General features: G+C 67.6%; 17 protein-coding genes. 8 read left to right on the top strand and 9 right to left on the bottom strand.

Features of this window, described 5'->3' with window-relative positions:
• Positions 1–62: 62 nt before the first annotated feature.
• The 9 genes from GONAM_RS04975 to GONAM_RS04935 all read right to left on the bottom strand — a co-directional run bounded on the left by GONAM_RS04975 (position 63) and on the right by GONAM_RS04935 (position 8174).
• Entirely contained in the window at positions 63–455 is a 393-nt protein-coding gene (locus GONAM_RS04975) for an MmcQ/YjbR family DNA-binding protein (RefSeq protein ID WP_006865688.1), read from the bottom strand.
• A 49-nt stretch (positions 456–504) separates the two neighbouring features.
• Positions 505–1521: a uroporphyrinogen decarboxylase/cobalamine-independent methonine synthase family protein gene (locus GONAM_RS04970; protein ID WP_040535484.1), complete on the bottom strand. Its 1017-nt coding sequence runs from the start codon at positions 1519–1521 to the stop codon at positions 505–507.
• Entirely contained in the window at positions 1518–2636 is a 1119-nt protein-coding gene (gene mnmA / locus GONAM_RS04965; protein WP_006865686.1) for a tRNA 2-thiouridine(34) synthase MnmA, read from the bottom strand. The genes GONAM_RS04970 and mnmA overlap by 4 nt, the downstream gene beginning before the upstream one ends.
• Positions 2636–3856, bottom strand: a complete 1221-nt coding sequence (locus GONAM_RS04960) for a cysteine desulfurase family protein (protein ID WP_051992484.1) — start codon at positions 3854–3856, stop codon at positions 2636–2638. Before GONAM_RS04960 ends, mnmA begins: the two co-directional genes overlap by 1 nt.
• Before the next feature lie 113 nt (positions 3857–3969).
• Positions 3970–4449 carry a DUF4334 domain-containing protein gene (locus GONAM_RS04955; protein WP_006359407.1) on the bottom strand — a complete coding sequence of 160 codons (480 nt, stop codon included), beginning with the start codon at positions 4447–4449 and terminating at the stop codon, positions 3970–3972.
• A 62-nt stretch (positions 4450–4511) separates the two neighbouring features.
• On the bottom strand, positions 4512–5351 hold the full coding sequence (locus GONAM_RS04950; RefSeq protein WP_006865684.1) for a lysophospholipid acyltransferase family protein: 840 nt from the start codon (positions 5349–5351) through the stop codon (positions 4512–4514).
• 13 nt (positions 5352–5364) lie between these two features.
• Positions 5365–6291, bottom strand: coding sequence for a GNAT family N-acetyltransferase (locus tag GONAM_RS04945; protein ID WP_006865683.1), 927 nt, complete (start codon positions 6289–6291; stop codon positions 5365–5367).
• 88 nt (positions 6292–6379) lie between these two features.
• Positions 6380–7336: an electron transfer flavoprotein subunit alpha/FixB family protein gene (locus GONAM_RS04940; RefSeq protein ID WP_006865682.1), complete on the bottom strand. Its 957-nt coding sequence runs from the start codon at positions 7334–7336 to the stop codon at positions 6380–6382.
• 52 nt (positions 7337–7388) lie between these two features.
• On the bottom strand, positions 7389–8174 hold the full coding sequence (locus GONAM_RS04935; protein WP_006865681.1) for an electron transfer flavoprotein subunit beta/FixA family protein: 786 nt from the start codon (positions 8172–8174) through the stop codon (positions 7389–7391).
• 231 nt (positions 8175–8405) lie between these two features.
• On the opposite strand from GONAM_RS04935, the gene GONAM_RS04930 reads away from it, so the two are divergent.
• The 8 genes from GONAM_RS04930 (at position 8406) to GONAM_RS04895 (ending at position 16116) form a co-directional block, all read left to right on the top strand.
• Positions 8406–9224, top strand: coding sequence for a class I SAM-dependent methyltransferase (locus GONAM_RS04930; protein ID WP_040535427.1), 819 nt, complete (start codon positions 8406–8408; stop codon positions 9222–9224).
• 3 nt (positions 9225–9227) lie between these two features.
• Positions 9228–10781, top strand: a complete 1554-nt coding sequence (locus GONAM_RS04925; RefSeq protein ID WP_006865679.1) for a 1,4-alpha-glucan branching protein domain-containing protein — start codon at positions 9228–9230, stop codon at positions 10779–10781.
• Positions 10778–12061 carry a glycosyltransferase family 4 protein gene (locus tag GONAM_RS04920; protein ID WP_006865678.1) on the top strand — a complete coding sequence of 428 codons (1284 nt, stop codon included), beginning with the start codon at positions 10778–10780 and terminating at the stop codon, positions 12059–12061. The genes GONAM_RS04925 and GONAM_RS04920 overlap by 4 nt, the downstream gene beginning before the upstream one ends.
• Before the next feature lie 82 nt (positions 12062–12143).
• Positions 12144–12734: an alternate-type signal peptide domain-containing protein gene (locus GONAM_RS04915; RefSeq protein WP_245548572.1), complete on the top strand. Its 591-nt coding sequence runs from the start codon at positions 12144–12146 to the stop codon at positions 12732–12734.
• 13 nt (positions 12735–12747) lie between these two features.
• On the top strand, positions 12748–13323 hold the full coding sequence (locus tag GONAM_RS04910) for a hypothetical protein (protein WP_006865676.1): 576 nt from the start codon (positions 12748–12750) through the stop codon (positions 13321–13323).
• Positions 13320–14021 (top strand): signal peptidase I, encoded by a 702-nt coding sequence (locus tag GONAM_RS04905; RefSeq protein ID WP_006865675.1) that lies wholly within the window; start codon positions 13320–13322, stop codon positions 14019–14021. The genes GONAM_RS04910 and GONAM_RS04905 overlap by 4 nt, the downstream gene beginning before the upstream one ends.
• 41 nt (positions 14022–14062) lie before the next feature.
• Positions 14063–14569, top strand: a complete 507-nt coding sequence (locus GONAM_RS04900) for a hypothetical protein (RefSeq protein ID WP_245548575.1) — start codon at positions 14063–14065, stop codon at positions 14567–14569.
• A complete protein-coding gene (locus GONAM_RS04895) occupies positions 14569–16116 on the top strand; it encodes a signal peptidase I (RefSeq protein ID WP_006865673.1) in 1548 nt (515 codons plus the stop codon). The genes GONAM_RS04900 and GONAM_RS04895 overlap by 1 nt, the downstream gene beginning before the upstream one ends.
• The last annotated feature ends 80 nt before the right edge of the window (positions 16117–16196 follow it).

Raw genomic sequence — 16196 nt, 5'->3', positions numbered from 1 at the left:
GCTCGTCGCTATCGCTCCTCACACCTCAGGGAGCGGACCTGGGTGCGTCGCGCTCTTTCGGATCAGGGAGCGGTGGGGTCGAGTTTCGCCAGCGACCGTTTCGGCGCGACGTGCCGGTAGCTGGCGTCGAGCAGTTCGGCGACCTCGTCCCAGTCGGTGGCGTCGTCGAGGATCAGGCCGAGCCAGCCGAAGGGGCCGTAGTAGGCCGGAACGTAGAACCGCGGGTCCTCTTCGAGCGCGGGCTTGTCCGCCTCGTCGGGGATGAACAGGACCGATTGGTCGTACCGGACCTTGCCGCCCTTCAGGCCCCCGCCGTAGTTCGCGAACATCTTGCCGCATCGGAAGGTCGGGCGGCCGTGTGCCACGACCTCGGTGGCGTCGGGCAGCGCGAGCGCGATCTCGCGCACGCTACCCAGGTTCGGGTCGGCGTCGTCGAACATGATCGGGTGCGGCACCCTCGCAGAATAGTTCCGCCGGGCGGGGCTCCGCAGAGCTTCTAGTGCCTCACAGGGCGGTCGGATCGGTGCCGAGAAGCTGACCGGCTTCGGCGGACATCGCGAGAGCCTTCTTCGCCCAGCTCTCCGACGCCCCGGCGAGACCGCAGGTCGGTGTGACGACGACGTTCTCGCACAACACTTTTCGGTTGAGGCCGATGCGGTCGGTGATGGCGGCGAGGTCGGTCGCGACGGTGTCGGCGTTCACCGGCCGCTTCGGCGCGGTGGACGGGATGCGGCCGGCGACGAGGGTGTCACCGCGGTCGATGAGCATCCCGATGCCGTCGAGGTCGGCGTCGGTGGGGGCGGTGACGTCGATCGAGTACGCCACGCCGCGAAGGTGTTCGAGTAGGTCCCAGCGGGGCCGGTTGCAGTCGTGCAGGATCACCGGTGCGTCGACGTGTTCGATCAGTTCGGTGAGGGCCCGGGCCGCTTCGACTGCCGGGACCGCGCGGATCGGGTCGAACCGTGTGAGGGGCTTGACGGTTCCGTCGATGACCCGCCCGATCATCGGCTCGTCGATCTGCACGACGACCTGTGCCCCGAGTCGCCGGGTGATCTCGGCGACGTGTTCGCGGAGCCCCTCTGCGGTCGACGCGACGACGTCGCGGACCGCGCCCGGATCCTTCAGCACGCGGTGGCCGTTGGGCAGTTCCACCGATGCCGAGGTGGTGAACGGACCGGCGACCTGGACCTTGAACGGTCGGCCGGTACCGACGAATCCTGCTGTCTCCCAGAGCTCTTCGACGACGTCGAGATCTTCTTTGAGGAAGTCGCGGGCGCGGCGGGTGAGCTGCGATTCTCGCTGCGCCAGCCGGTATCCCCACGTGGCGGTGTCCATCGGGAGGTCGACGAGGAGCGCGGCCATCCGCCCGATCATGTCGGAGCCGGGTCCGCGACCCGGGAGTTCGACGAGGTGTGCGAAATCGAGCTCACCGTTGACCACGGCGGCCGCCGCACGCGGGTCGGTGCCGGGCATCGAGCCCACGCCGGTTCCGACACCGGTGGGCAGACCGGGTGTGGTCACCGGGTCGCGACTGCGGTCGGCTGCGACGAGGTGGACGCGATGCGCCCGCACCCGACGACCTGATCGCCGCGCTCGGCGTCCGGCAGATACAGCACGGCGGCCTGGCCGCGTGCGACACCGGTCAGCGGTTCGTGCAGGACGATGTCGATCGCGGCCTCGCCGTCGATCGTGGTGGGGGTCGCGGTGACGGGTGCGAGTCCGCCGTGCGCACGCACCTGGACCACGGCCTCGAACGGCTCGTCGGGGGTGATGCCCGACGTCCACACCGCACGGGTCGCGGTGATGCCCCAGACCTGCAGGTCCTCGGCGGTACCGACGGTGACCGTGCCCGACTCCGGGTCGATCTCGGTGACGTAGCGGGGCTTGCCGTCGGCGGCGGGGGCGTCGATGCCGAGACCCTTGCGCTGACCGATGGTGAAGCCGTGCACACCCTCGTGGTCGGCGAGGCGCTCGCCAGAGGAGGCGTCGACGACCGCGCCCGGGCGGATACCGATCTTGGCGCCGAGGAAGGCGCGGGTGTCACCGCTGGGGATGAAGCAGATGTCGTGGGAGTCGGGCTTGTCTGCCACCGCGAGACCGCGTCGAGCGGCCTCGGCCCGGATCTCGGCTTTCGGGGTGTCCCCGACCGGGAACAGCGCACGGGACAGCTGCTCGCTCGTCAGGACGGCGAGCACGTAGGACTGGTCCTTGTCGTGGTCGACGGCGCGACGCAGCTCACCGTCGACGAGCTGCGCGTAGTGGCCGGTGGCGAGGGCATCGAAGCCGAGGGCGATCGCCTTGTCGGCGAGGGCGGCGAACTTGATCTTCTCGTTGCACGTCAGGCAGGGGTTGGGGGTGCGTCCGGCGGCGTAGGCCTCGACGAATTCGTCGATGACGTCGTCCTTGAATCGATCGGCGAAATCCCAGACGTAGAACGGGATTCCGAGCACATCGGCGGCGCGTCGGGCGTCCGAGGCGTCCTCGCGCGAGCAGCAGCCGCGCGATCCGGTGCGCAGGGCTCCGGGTGCGGTGGAGAGGGCGAGGTGGACGCCGACGACCTCGTGGCCGGCGTCGACGGCACGTGCCGCCGCGACGGCCGAGTCGACGCCGCCGCTCATCGCTGCGAGTACGCGCATCAGGAAACCTTCCCGCCGGGTGCGGAGACGAGGCCGGCCGCGCGGGCTCGATCCACGACCTCGTCGATGACCTGGGCCACCGCGTCGATGTCGGCGTCGGTGGTGGTGTGGGAGAGCGAGAACCGCAGCGACGACCGGGCGTCGGCCATGTCGAGTCCCATCGCGAGCAGCACGTGGCTGGCCTGCGCGACACCCGCCGTGCAAGCGGAACCGGTGGAGCACTCGATGCCCTTGGCGTCGAGCAGCATGAGCAGGGAGTCGCCCTCACAACCGATGAAGGAGACGTGGACGTTTCCGGGGAGCCGGGCGTCTGCGGGTGCACCGTTGCGCACCGCACCCTCGACACCGAGCAGGATCTCGGAGAGTCGTGACGCGAGGCCGCGCACGCGAGCGGTGTTCTCCTCCATGTGCTCGACGCACCAGGTCAGCGCGGCAGCCATCCCGGCGGCGCCGGCGACGTCCTGGGTCCCCGACCGCACGTCACGCTCGTGACCGCCGCCGTGCTGCAGCGGGACGCAGGCGACCTCGCGGCCGAGCAGCAGTGCGCCGACGCCCTGCGGACCGCCGAACTTGTGGGCGGCGAGGCTCAGCGCGGACAGTCCGCTGGCGGCGAAGTCGACCGGCAGGTGGCCGACGGCCTGGATGGCATCAGAGTGCACCGGGACGCCGAACTCGGCTCCGAGCGCGGCGATCTCGGCGATGGGCTGGATGGAACCCACCTCGTTGTTGGCCCACATGACCGAGATGAGGGCCGTCTGGTCGGCGTGCGCCTCGAGTTCGGCGCGCAGGTCAGCGGGTGAGACGACGCCGTCTGCGTCGACCGGCAGGACCACGAGTTCGGCACCGGCGTCGGCCGCGAGCCACTGCGCGGGGTCGAGGACCGCGTGGTGCTCGACCGCCGACACGATGATGCGGCGACGCTGGTCGTCGGCGCGGCGACGGGCCCAGTAGATGCCCTTGATCGCGAGGTTGTCCGACTCGGTGCCTCCGCCGGTGAAGATGACCTCCGACGGCCGGGCACCGACGGCCGCGGCGATCGCCTCGCGCGCCTCCTCGAGGCGGCGTCGGGCGGTCCGCCCGGAACCATGCAGCGACGAGGCGTTGCCCGGGGCGCCGAAGACAGCGGTCATCGCCTCGACGGCTTCGGGCAGCATCTGCGTCGAAGCGGCGTGGTCGAGGTAGACGGACGTGCGCGGCGGCACTCGGGTTGGCAGGGGCATCGCTAGCAAGGATAAACGCGCGACCGACGCCGACAAATTCCGCGACCTGCGAGCGCTGTGCGTCCCACGCTGGTCACCACGCGCCCGACCCTGCGGTCGCCTTCTCGGACGTCTCAGACGCGTTCGAGATAGAAGTACAGGTGTCGTCCGTCGATCACGCCGCCCTTGCCGTTCATGATGCCCATGACAGTCGTGTCGTCGACGCGCTTGAAGTGATCGATGACCGGCTGACCGTCGTAGACCATCGACGCGGTGATCTCCCCGCGGAACTCGACCGCCCACAGGCTCGCCTCACCCTTGCCGAGTTTGACGTTCGAGAACAGCTTGCCGTTCTCGTCGCGGCAGACCAGCGGCTGCACATCGCTGCGCGAGGTGAAGGTCTTGCCGAACCAGTTGGCCTTCGCCAGCATCCCGTTGATGGCGTGGCCGGTGGTGAACTCGCCGCCCTTCCAGGCTCCGAGCATCTCCTCCGGGCGAAGCGTCGCCAGTCCTGCCCAGACGGTGTCGAGGACCGCGTCGTCGACGAGCCCTTCCGCTTCCCGCAGCTCGAAGAACTTGGCGCGGGCCGCTTCTCGGGTCAGGGTGGACGTCATCGTCGGACTCCTTCGACATACGGCGATCTCCTCGGCCACTGCGCGGCCGCTTGCGAAGGAACCTATATCAGAGAACGTTCGATGTCACTTTCCGCGGTGCGCAACACACGCTCGCAGCGCCGGGCCAGCTCGCGACGGTCGGCGCCCGGCACCTCGGCCCGTTCGAGGCGGACGACCACGGTGAGTCCGCGGGCACGCAGCACCCGACCCAAGGTGTCCAGCGGCGAGTCGTCACCGATGAAACTCGCGGCCGTCGCGGCGCGCCCGTCGGGCCCGACGAACCGCAGGCGGACGGGAGACACCGACACCCCCGCGTCGACCGCCGCCTGGAAGAAGGCCGGCCGGAACGCCCCGCCGGTGCGGCCGCAGAAGGTCGTCCCCTCCGGGAAAACGATCACCGACGATCCGGCGGCGAGTCGCGCGGTGACGGCTCCCACCGCTGCCGGGAGCCCGCGCAGCGTTCCGCGGTCGACGGCGATCACCCCGAACCGGCGCGCGAGCCCCGCCACCACCGGCATGTCGATGACGTCGGACTTCGCCACCACCGGTGCCGGGCTGACGAGCGCCAGCGCGAGGACGTCGAGAAAGGAGATGTGGTTGGCGACGATGAGCCCGTTCGCGTGCGGATCGCTGCGCCGGTCGTCGACGACGACCCTGATGCCGAGCGCGGCGAGCAGCGGACGTGCGGCCCGTGCGCGCAGTGCTCGTCGGGGCCTCCTCCGGAGCCGCGCCGTGGCGCTGTCGGCGACGAGTGTCCCGACGATCCAGCCGGCGATCGCGGCGAGACGACACAGTCGCGCACCGACTGTCAGCGCATCGACGATCCGCCTCGTGGCGAACGGGCCGAGACACTCCTGCCCGCAGTCGCTGACCGGGAACCACGGGTGACGGTTCACCGACATGGTGGTCACCGCGTCAGGGCCTCGCCGAGCCGAGACGCTGGGCGCTCGATCGCAAGCGGTCGAGATAGCGCCGGTTGGCGCCCTCCCGGTCGAGGAGGGTGAGGAAGTCCGCGGCGTCGAAGACGTCGTCGACGGCGGGCTCACCGCAGATGCGGGCGCCCATCCTCAGGTATCCGCGCATCAGGGGCGGCATGCCGATGACGTCCGCGGGCGTGATGTCACCGAGGAGACGCCCACCGATGCGTGCGGGAGTCAGCGGGGCGACTTGTCGGATCGGATCGGAGTAGTCCTCGTGCAGGCGATCACGGACGGCTCGCAGCACGGCTCCGGGCATCCACTCCCCCGGACTGCGCAGCGGCACCGACACGCAACCCATCAGATACCGGTAACCCGCCAGATCCATGTACTGGAGCAGAGCTGCCCACATGAGCGCGGTCACCGATCCGTCGCGGTGCTCCGCGTGCACGCAGGCGCGACCCAATTCGACTGTCTCCGAGAAGATGCCGGCCAGTCGACTCAGGTCGAATTCGGTGGACGAGTACCAGCCGCCGGCGGCGATCGCGCGCGGCGGTGCCAGTAGTCGTGCGCACCCGATGACACCGTGGTCGTCGTGCCGCACGACGAGGTGTTCACAGAATTCGTCGAACCTGTCGGCGTCGCGGCCGGTGGCCGGATCACCGATTCGATCGGAGAAGCCGGGCTCGTCGGCGAATACCCGGTAGCGAAGTCGTTGGGCGGCAAGGATGTCGGCGGGGTCGTCGGTCACCAGCACCCGGACCGGCCCGGCTGCCAGCAGGGTGGCCGAGACCGCGGAATCGGTTACCGCACCGGTGGCGATGGACTGCAGAGCGTTCATGCCCCGTATGAAAGCCACCGCCGGCGTCGTCACGAAGACGGCAGCGTGACGTGTCGGGGCGATCCGGATGAACACGAGCCGCACCGGTGGCCCTGGGTGAACAGGTCACGAACGCACGGTGGCCCCCGACGCGAACGTCGGGGGCCACCGGGGAACTACGTGATCTTCCAGATCACTTGCGCTTCTTGACCTCTTCGGTCAGCTGCGGGGCGACGTTGAACAGGTCGCCCACGATGCCGTAGTCGGCGATCTCGAAGATCGGTGCCTCTTCGTCCTTGTTGACAGCGACGATGGTCTTCGAGGTCTGCATGCCGGCGCGGTGCTGGATGGCGCCCGAGATGCCCAGGGCGACATAGAGCTGCGGCGACACGGTCTTACCGGTCTGACCGACCTGGAACTGACCCGGGTAGTAGCCGGAGTCGACGGCGGCACGCGAGGCGCCGACAGCGGCACCGAGCGCGTCGGCGAGTTCCTCGACGACCGAGAACTTCTCGGCGCTACCGACACCGCGACCACCGGAGACGACGATCGACGCCTCGGTGAGTTCGGGACGATCGCCACCGATGTTCGGCTCGACCTTGGTGATCTTGACGGCGTTCTCGGCAGCTGCCGGGACCTCGACGTCGACACGCTCGCCGGCACCGGCCTGCGGAGCGGCCTCGACGCCACCGGGGCGGATCGAGATGACCGGGGTGTCGCCCTTGGCCTGGGCCTCGACGGTGAACGCGCCACCGAAGATGGAGTGGATGCCCACGCCGCCTTCCTTGACGTCGACGACGTCGGCGAGCACGCCCGAGCCGAGACGCACGGCGAGACGGCCGGCGATCTCCTTGCCGTCGGCGGTGGCCGCGACCAGGATCGCTGCCGGGGCGGCGCTCTCGGCGATCGAGGACAGGACGTCGACCTGCGGGTTGATCAGGTAGCCGGCCGCGTCGTCGGACTCGGCGACGTAGATCTTCTCGGCGCCGGCCTCCTTGAGGCCGTCGATGATGGCGTCGGCCGAGCCGGGCTTGCCGACGACGACAGCCGACGGGGTACCGAGAGCGCGGGCGGCGGTGATGAGCTCGCTGGTGACCTTCTTCAGGGCGCCTTCGGCGTCCTGCTCCACGAGCACGAGTACTTCTGCCATGTTGGTTTTCTCCTGAATGTCTGGGGTTCGCCGGATGGACTGGTGGGGAAGATCAGATGATCTTCTGGCCGACCAGGTACTCGGCGACCTTCGTGCCGCCGTCGCCTTCGTCGGTGACGCGCTCGCCCGCGGTCTTCGGCGGCTTCGGGGTGGAGGAGTTCACGACGCTGCCGGCGTTCTCCAGGCCCACATCGGTCGGCTCGACGTCGATCTCGGCCAGCGAGACGACGGTGACTTCCTTCTTCTTCGCGGCCATGATGCCCTTGAAGGACGGGAAGCGGGGCTCGTTGATCTTCTCGTTGACCGAGACGATCGCCGGGAGCTGGGCCTCGATGTGGAAGATGCCCTCGTCGGTCTCACGCTCGCCCTTGAGGGTCTCGCCCTCGAGGGTCAGCTTGCGCAGGTGAGTGAGGTGCGGGAGCTCGAGGTACTCGGCGATCATGGCCGGGATCGCGCCCACGCGACCGTCGGTGGCCTCGTTACCGGCGATGACGAGCTCGACGCCCTCGACGGTGCCCAGTGCGCGGGCCAGGACGTAGGCGGTCTGGACCGCGTCCGAGCCGTGGAGCGCGTCGTCCTTGATGTGGATCGCCTTGTCGGCGCCCATCGACAGGGCCTTGCGGATGGCGTCGGTGGCGCGGTCGGGACCCGCAGTCAGGATGGTGACCTCACCGCCGTCGGCTTCCTTGATCTTCAGCGCTTCCTCGACGGCGCGCTCGTTGATCTCGTCCAGAACCGCGTCAGCTGCCTCGCGGTCCAGGGTGTAGTCGTCGTCGGACAACTTGCGCTCGGACCACGTGTCGGGAACCTGCTTGATCAGTACGACAATGTTTGTCATTGGTCTTCGTCGACCTCCTGCGTCGGGTTCGGCAACTTACCGGCGGGTAAGGCCATTGGTCTCCACCACTTTAGCGTCTCCAATGTTCTCACTAAACATCGACTACCTCACACTTTGGACCGGCGTCGTACCTGCACAGGGAACCGACGACGACCTCGGCCGATCGTTCGGTCGGTCGTCGCGGCCGGGACGAACCGGGACGCCGCGACCCCATGCCCTACGCTCTTGCAGATGACTGACGCAGACCTCGGTTCTCCGCCGGCGGCCGGGATGACCGGTCTGGAGTCCCTCGACGCCGACCAACAGCTGGCGCTGACCGGTGAGCGGACGGTCCCGGGGATTCCCGCGGAGAACTACTGGTTCCGCCGCCACGAGATCGCCTACCGGCACATCCTCGACCGCTGCGCGGGCCGCGCGGTCCTGGAAGCCGGCTCCGGCGAGGGCTACGGGGCCGCGATGATCGCCGACGCCGGGGCGTCGTCGGTGGTCTGCGTCGACTACGACACCTCGGCGGTCGAACACACCCGCCGCCGCTACCCGGGGCTGATCGTGCACCAGGGCAACCTGATCGATCTCCCGCTGGCCGACGCGTCGGTGGATCTGGTGGTCAACTTCCAGGTGATCGAGCACCTCTGGGATCAGGCCGCCTTCATCTCCGAGTGCCGGCGCGTGCTGCGTCCGGGCGGCGAGCTGCTGATCTCCACGCCCAACCGGATCACCTTCTCCCCCGGCCGCGACACCCCGCTCAACCCGTTCCACACCCGTGAGCTCAACGCCGCCGAACTCACCGAACTGATCGTCGACGGCGGGTTCACCCTCGAGGCGATGCTCGGTGTGCACCACGGACCGCGCCTGGTCGCACTCGACGAAAAGTGGGGCGGATCGCTGATCGACGCCCAGATCGAGCGGGCCCTCGCGGGCGAACCGTGGCCGGCCGATCTCGTCGACGATGTCGCCGGGGTGACCGCCGAGGACTTCGCCGTGCTCGACGCGCGCGACTCCGACATCGACGCCTCGCTCGACCTGTTCGCGGTGGCGACCCGGGACTGAGCAATGACCATCAGCACGCCCGAGGTTCCGGGACAGTTCACTTTCGTCCTGCACTCCCACCTGCCCTGGCTGGCCAACCACGGCCGCTGGCCGGTCGGCGAGGAATGGCTCTATCAGTCGTGGGCGTCGTCGTACATCCCGCTGTTCGACGTTCTCGAACGTCTCGCCGACGACGGCTTCATCGACCAGTTGACCCTCGGGATCACCCCGGTCCTGGCCGCGCAGCTCGACGACCCGCACTGTGCGTCGTCGATGTACGAGTGGCTGGCCGACTGGCAGCTGCGGGCGACCGAGGCCGCGACGTCGAATGACCCCGACCGCGCCGACGCGGGCCGTCGTGAATTCCTCGACGCCCAGCGGGCACTGGAGACCTTCGAGACGAAGTGGCGGCACGGTGCCTCACCGCTGATCCGCCGCGTCGCCTCGAGCGGGGTAGCCGAGATCCTCGGTGGACCCCTCGCGCATCCGTTCGCACCGCTGCTCGAGCCGCGGCTGCGCACCTTCTTCCTTCGTGAGGGCCTCCACGACGCGCACGCGCGCTGGGGTTTCGACCCGGCCGGCATCTGGGCACCCGAATGCGCCTTCGCGCCGGGGATGGAAGCGGAGTACGCCCGCGCCGGCGTCGGGCACTTCATGGTCGACGGTCCGACGCTGCACGGCGACACCGCTCTCGGTCGCCCGGTCGGCGACAGCGGTGTCATCGCCTACGGACGTGACCTCACCGTGAGTTACCGCGTGTGGTCGCCGAAGTCGGGATACCCCGGCCACGCCGCCTACCGCGACTTCCACACCTACGATCACGAGTCGGGACTCAAGCGGTTCCGCGTCACTGGGCGCTCGGTGCCGGGCGAGGAGAAGAAGCCCTACGACCCGGCCCGCGTCGACGCCGTGATCGACCGCCACGTCGAGGATTTCGTCGGGCACGTCCGCGAGCGCCTCATCGCGGAGTCGGAGCGCATCGGCCGCGACGCGCTGGTGGTCGCCGCCTTCGACACCGAACTGTTCGGGCACTGGTGGCATGAGGGTCCGATCTGGCTCGGACGCGTCCTGCGTCGCCTGCCCGAGGTCGGGGTGAAGGTCGGAACCCTCGCCGGCGCAACGCGATCCGGTCTCGTCGGAGACCCGGTCGATCTTCCCGCGTCGTCGTGGGGATCGGGTAAGGACTGGCGTGTGTGGAACGGTCCGCAGGTGCAGCATCTCGTCACCCTCAATGAGGAGGTGACCGAGACGGCTCTCGACGCCGTGGCCAAACTCCTCGCCGGAGGCGGTGAACGCAGCCGCGTCGCCGACCAGATCGTTCGGGAAGCCCTGCTCACGGTGTCGTCGGACTGGCCGTTCATGGTGTCGAAGGACACCGCCGCGCAGTACGCTGTGTCCCGGGCGCACACGCATGCGCACGCCACGCGGGAGATCAGCGACGCCGCACTCCGCGGTCGCGACGACGCGGCGGCGACGCTCGCGCAGAATTGGGCGCGGGCCGACAATCTCTTCCCCGCGCTCGATGCGCGCCGTCTGCACGCGATCCTGACCGCAGATGCCGAGGGGAGCATCTCATGAAGATCTTGTTCGTGTCGTGGGAGTACCCACCCGTCGTCGTCGGCGGACTGGGTCGGCATGTGCATCACCTCGCCACCGAGATGGCCGCCGCCGGAAATGATGTCGTGGTCCTGACCCGCCGCCCGTCCGGTACCGATGCACTCACGCATCCGACGACCGACACCGTCGTCGAAGGTGTGCGCGTGATCGCGGTCGCCGAGGATCCGCCGGAGTTCGATTTCGGTCAGGACATGATGGCCTGGACTCTGGCGATGGGCCATTCCTTCATCCGTGCCGGGCTCAAGATCCTCGCCGGCGAGCGGGCTTTCGCAGATTCTTCCACTCGATGGATTCCGGATGTCGTGCACGCGCACGACTGGCTGGTCGCCCACCCGGCGATCGCGCTGGCCGAATTCTTCGATGTGCCACTTGTTTCCACCATCCACGCCACCGAGGCCGGCCGGCACAGCGGCTGGGTCAGCGGCCGCACCAACCGTCAGGTGCATTCGGTCGAGTGGTGGCTCGTCGCCGAATCCGACGCACTCATCACGTGTTCGGCGTCCATGCGCGACGAGGTGAACCGACTCTTCGGTTACGACGCCGCCGACATCTCCGTGATCCACAACGGAATCGACATCCGCACATGGCCGTTCGCGGCCCGCGCGCGGACCAGCGGTCCGGCGGAACTGTTGTTCGCCGGCCGCCTCGAATACGAGAAGGGTGTGCAGGACCTGCTGGCAGCACTCCCCCGTATCCGACGCAGCCACCCGGGGACCACCCTGACCATCGCGGGTGACGGCACCCAGCGCGAGTGGCTGATGGAGCAGGCCCGCAAACATCGGGTGAGCAAGGCGGTGCGGTTCATCGGCGCCGTCGACCACGACCAGCTGGTGACCCTCATGCACCGTTGCGACGCCATCGTGCTGCCGAGCCGCTACGAGCCGTTCGGCATCGTCGCCCTCGAGGCGGCGGCCACCGGCATCCCGCTCATCGTCTCGACCGCGGGCGGTCTGGGCGAGGCCGTTCAGGAACCCGACACCGGACTCACCTTCGAACCGGCCGACGTCGCCGGGCTCGCCGCTGCAGTACGAGCGACGCTCTCCGACCCCGGCGCAGCAGCCCAACGAGCTGTCCGCGCACGGGCCCGACTGACCGCCGAGTTCTCCTGGGCCGAGGTGGCCGAACGCACCGCGGCGGTACACCTGGCCGCCAAGCGCCGGGTGCGTCACCCCGTCGGACGTCCGGAAATCCCCATGCGGCCACTTCCGGAACGCGACCCCGGAAAACCCGTCGAGCCCTGATTTGTACTTTCCATAACGAATTAGTCTCTAGCATCACCAATAACATCCGTTTCGAAAGCGGACCCTGTTCCGGTTCGCTAACGTGACGCGCATTGCCCACAGCAAACATCTCTGGGGCGCAGCTTTCCCTGAAAGGGGCACGTTCATGAATCGGAAAACCAAGGGCGCCATTGCCGTCGGCGCGGGCGCAATCCTGCTCCTCGGAGGCATGGGGTCGTATGCGCTGTGGAGTGATGCGGAGGACGTTGCGGGCGCGGATATAACTGCGGGAGCCTTCGGACTCGCATGCCCGAACGGGGCGTGGACGGACGTCTCGGGAGACGTTCCAGTCACCGCTGTGACACCAGGCACCACGCTCATGGTCCCCGGCGACATTTGGGAGTACAACGTCACTTGTACTGTCACTGCCACGGGTAAGAATATGCGTGCTCAACTCTCGGTGACCGACCTCGGGACAGACTCGACGTTGCCTCCCACAAGTCGGGTCGACATCGAAACCGAAGTTGACAATGCCGCCTACACCAATGCGCCGATTGTCGTGTCCGGTGGCCAGGTGTTGCCTGTCAAAGTCACAGTGGCCTTCGACCCTGCAACAACAGGTACCGATTTCACCAACGGTCAGATCAATGTCAGTGGCATGCAGATCATGCTGAATCAGGTCCGTCCGTCGTAGCGCTGGTCTACTCGTGCCCGCGGCCCTGAAGCGGCGGGGCGTCTTCTTCGCGGCCCTCGCGATCGGGGTGGTCGTGCTGCTCTTCGGATCGGTACAGACCACTCTGGCGCTGTGGACCGCGCAGGCGGATGGCCCCACGTCCAACATCACCACCGGAACGATCGGTCTCGCACCGGGTTCCGGTGGTGGTTCGTCTTTCACTTTCCCTGCACTGAACGGGACCAACATGCTTCCCGGCCAGTCGTCGCAGGCAGTCCTGACGATCGCCAACACCGGCTCTACACCGCTTTTGTTCCATCTGGCCTCCGCCGGACCAGTGGTCTCGACCCCCGGTGCGTCAGTCTCGATCAAGTTGTCCGGTAGTCAGACATCGACATGTCCCGGTATCGAAGTCCCGCTGGGCGGCGCATTCTCCGCAACTACTACCGCCATCGACGAACCCACTGGCATCGTTGGCCCGGTGTTTCCCCTCGCGGTGGGCGCCTCGACCATGTGGTGCATTCGCGCTGAACTGGTCTCGGTGAGCGGGCAACAACCGGCCACCTTCACCATCACCTTCAATTTCAAGGCGGACCAGGACCGACCATGAACGAGTACACGCACGTGCCGGGCACGACGGTCGACGAACATCGAACTATCGAGTTTGTGAAAGCTGCCCCGCCGCTGACTGATTCGGCTCATACCAAGTCGCCCGATAGAGATAGCGCAGACGGCACTGACACCAAGCATGGCGCCCTCCACTTTTTGTGGCAAGGCATCACCTGGCTGCTGCTCATCGGGGCCGTCGCGATCCTGTGTGCGACGATCCTGATCCCGAAGATCGCCGGCGCACAGCCCTATACGGTTCTCACCGGTTCGATGAAGCCGGACTATCCGCCGGGCACGCTCATCGTCGTGAAACCGCGGCCTGCGGATGAGATCGGCGTCGGTGATGTCGTCACCTATCAGATTCGTTCGGGTTCACCGGAAGTCATCACGCATCGGGTCATCGAGGTGACCGAGAACCCGCAGCGCGAGCTCCGATTCGTAACCCAGGGTGACAACAACGGAATCGCCGATGCCGAGCCCGTCCGGCCCGTGCAGGTGCGGGGCACCCTCTGGTACTCGGTGCCCTTCATCGGTTGGGTCAACAACTGGTTTACCGGCCAGCGCCGCACGGTGCTGATCTTCGCGGCCGCGGGCGCGCTGTTCGTCTACGGCGCATGGCAGTTCATCGCCGATCGTCGACAAAAGAGCGACGTGAGCGATTCCGACGCCGCACCAACCGATCCGGAGACGAGTGCATGAGTCTGAGGTGGTCGCCGGGTGCGTCACGCCGGGTGCGTGCGATGCTGACGTGCGGGATCCTGCTGACCACCAGCGCTATCGGCACCACTGCCCTGTGGTCTACGACTGCCGCAACCACATCAGGCACCTTCACCACCGCGAACCTCGAGATCAAGGCGAACGGCTCTGTCGCGCACACGTTCGCGTTTCCCGGCTCGCTCGTGCCGGGTGACACGACCGCCAACGTGGTGACCGTTCAGAACACTGGCACCGTGGCATTCACCTATAGCGCCAAGGTGTCGAGCGCCACCACCCTCGGGCGCGCCATGCAACTGCGCGTCGTGACCGGCGGCACGGTCAGCGGTTCCGTTTGTACGGGCGGTACGCAGCTGGTCACCGGTGTGCCGATCACTGCCACCGCCACGACGTTTGCCACCCGCCCGTCCCTGGCCGCGGCGACCGGCGCCGAGGCGTTGTGTATGCAGCTGACCTTGCCCACGAACGCTGCCGGAACCCTGGCCGGGACCACCGGAACAGTCACCTTCACGTTCGACGCGGCGGTGCCGTGATGCAGTACATCGACGTCGACATCGAGGACTCCCCGACCGTCGAGTTCGCGGTACCCATTCCTCGCCACCGAGCCGATCGGCTGCTGACAGTCGGTGCTGTTGCCGGCAGTATCTGTCTGATCGCAACGGTCCTCGCGCTGGTCTTCGGGGTCCGTCCGATGATCTTCGAGACCGGGTCCATGGCGCCCACGATCCCAACCGGCTCGCTTGGACTGAGTCATTCGGTGACGGCCGCCTCGATCCAGCAGGGTGACGTCGTCAGCGTTATTCGCGACGATGGCGTGCGGGTCACGCACCGAGTCGCGTCAGTCGACGGGCGTACCGGTAATTCCGTGTCGCTCACGCTGCGCGGTGATGCGAACGACGTCGCCGATTCGCATACGTATGTCGTCACCGAGGTCGACCGCGTTTTCGGGACGGTCCCGCTTCTCGGTTACATCGCCGCCTGGCTGAAGAACCCGTACACGCTCGCCCTACAAGCTCTCGCAATTCTGCTGCTCCTCGCCGTCGCCTTCGCACCAAAACCGGGATGGCGGAATTCGCCAGCAGGGCGGCGACTTCTGGCAGGAACTGCTGCAACCCTGGTCGTCGCGCTGGGCGCGTCGACGGTTCACGGCACTGGGGATGCTCATGCGCTCACTGGGCAAGCGACTGCGACCGGTGCGGTCACCGCGGGAAGGCCGGCGAACCCCACGTCGTTCACGTGCAACAACATCACCGTTTCCCTTCTGGGAATCATCGGACTGTTCTCGTCCGTCGAGCTGAGCTGGCCCAACCCGGCAGGGAACTCTCAGTACCAGTACGAGCTCGCCTTTCCCGGAGGCGAGGTCGAAGTCCTCGACGCCTCGACTCTCGCGAACCCTGCGACGTTTCGCGTTCAGGGCGGCCTTCTCCAGACCCTGATTGCCCTGCTTCTCGGTGGCGGAACTTTCTCTGTGCGCCTGACCAATACGGTCGGTGAGTTCCGGTCTGTCTCCTACCTCAGCCAGACCATACGAAGCACGACGACCCTCGAGCTCCCAGCCGGCATCAAATGCGTGACCCAGGGAACCGTCAACGGCCCAGCAGGCGCGGCAGCATTTCGTGCGGCACCGGAGTCGGCCCCCGGTTCCCCGGATTCCGCCGATCCCGGAGCTTCGGAAAACAGCGAAGCCGAGCCCGTCGAAACCGTCGAGACCAAGACATCGGAGACCGCCCAACTTCCGGACGGCGGAACCCTGTCCGATGCCGGCGATTACGCCTACTACGAGTCAGGCGGGAAGGTGACGATCCGTAGCGCGGAAACCGGCGAGCGTGAGTACGAGGGCCGGTTCTCGTCCAACAGCGAGATCCGCTGGCTTCCCGAGACATCGACCCTGGAGATCACCGACCCCGACGGCACGATGACAACTGTCGAGCGGGACGGGAACCGGTGGACCGAGACCGTCGTCGAACCTGCAGCCGCCGGGACGAAGGCTCCGACGGAGGACCGCGACGCGCCGTCGGACTCGACACCCACCCCGGCCGCCACATCGGTGCCGTCTGCGGATGAACCCGCCGAATCCTGATCAGCAATAGGTATCGCCAGGCGGTACCTATTGCTGATCCCTACCGGCTGCACGGTCGAAACGAGGTCCGGACGGTCGGT

The sequence above is a fragment of the Gordonia namibiensis NBRC 108229 genome (genome assembly GCF_000298235.1).
Lineage (GTDB): Bacteria > Actinomycetota > Actinomycetes > Mycobacteriales > Mycobacteriaceae > Gordonia > Gordonia namibiensis.
This window is presented reverse-complemented; position numbering and strand designations above follow the sequence as displayed.

Coding starts and splice junctions, on each gene's coding strand:
- mnmA (WP_006865686.1), bottom strand. CDS start 2,636: ATGCGCGTACTCGCAGCGATGAGCGGCGGCGTCGACTCGGCCGTCGCG.
- GONAM_RS04960 (WP_051992484.1), bottom strand. CDS start 3,856: ATGCCCCTGCCAACCCGAGTGCCGCCGCGCACGTCCGTCTACCTCGAC.
- GONAM_RS04955 (WP_006359407.1), bottom strand. CDS start 4,449: ATGACGTCCACCCTGACCCGAGAAGCGGCCCGCGCCAAGTTCTTCGAG.
- GONAM_RS04950 (WP_006865684.1), bottom strand. CDS start 5,351: ATGTCGGTGAACCGTCACCCGTGGTTCCCGGTCAGCGACTGCGGGCAG.
- GONAM_RS04940 (WP_006865682.1), bottom strand. CDS start 7,336: ATGGCAGAAGTACTCGTGCTCGTGGAGCAGGACGCCGAAGGCGCCCTG.
- GONAM_RS04935 (WP_006865681.1), bottom strand. CDS start 8,174: ATGACAAACATTGTCGTACTGATCAAGCAGGTTCCCGACACGTGGTCC.
- GONAM_RS04930 (WP_040535427.1), top strand. CDS start 8,406: ATGACTGACGCAGACCTCGGTTCTCCGCCGGCGGCCGGGATGACCGGT.
- GONAM_RS04925 (WP_006865679.1), top strand. CDS start 9,228: ATGACCATCAGCACGCCCGAGGTTCCGGGACAGTTCACTTTCGTCCTG.
- GONAM_RS04920 (WP_006865678.1), top strand. CDS start 10,778: ATGAAGATCTTGTTCGTGTCGTGGGAGTACCCACCCGTCGTCGTCGGC.
- GONAM_RS04905 (WP_006865675.1), top strand. CDS start 13,320: ATGAACGAGTACACGCACGTGCCGGGCACGACGGTCGACGAACATCGA.
- GONAM_RS04900 (WP_245548575.1), top strand. CDS start 14,063: ATGCTGACGTGCGGGATCCTGCTGACCACCAGCGCTATCGGCACCACT.
- GONAM_RS04895 (WP_006865673.1), top strand. CDS start 14,569: ATGCAGTACATCGACGTCGACATCGAGGACTCCCCGACCGTCGAGTTC.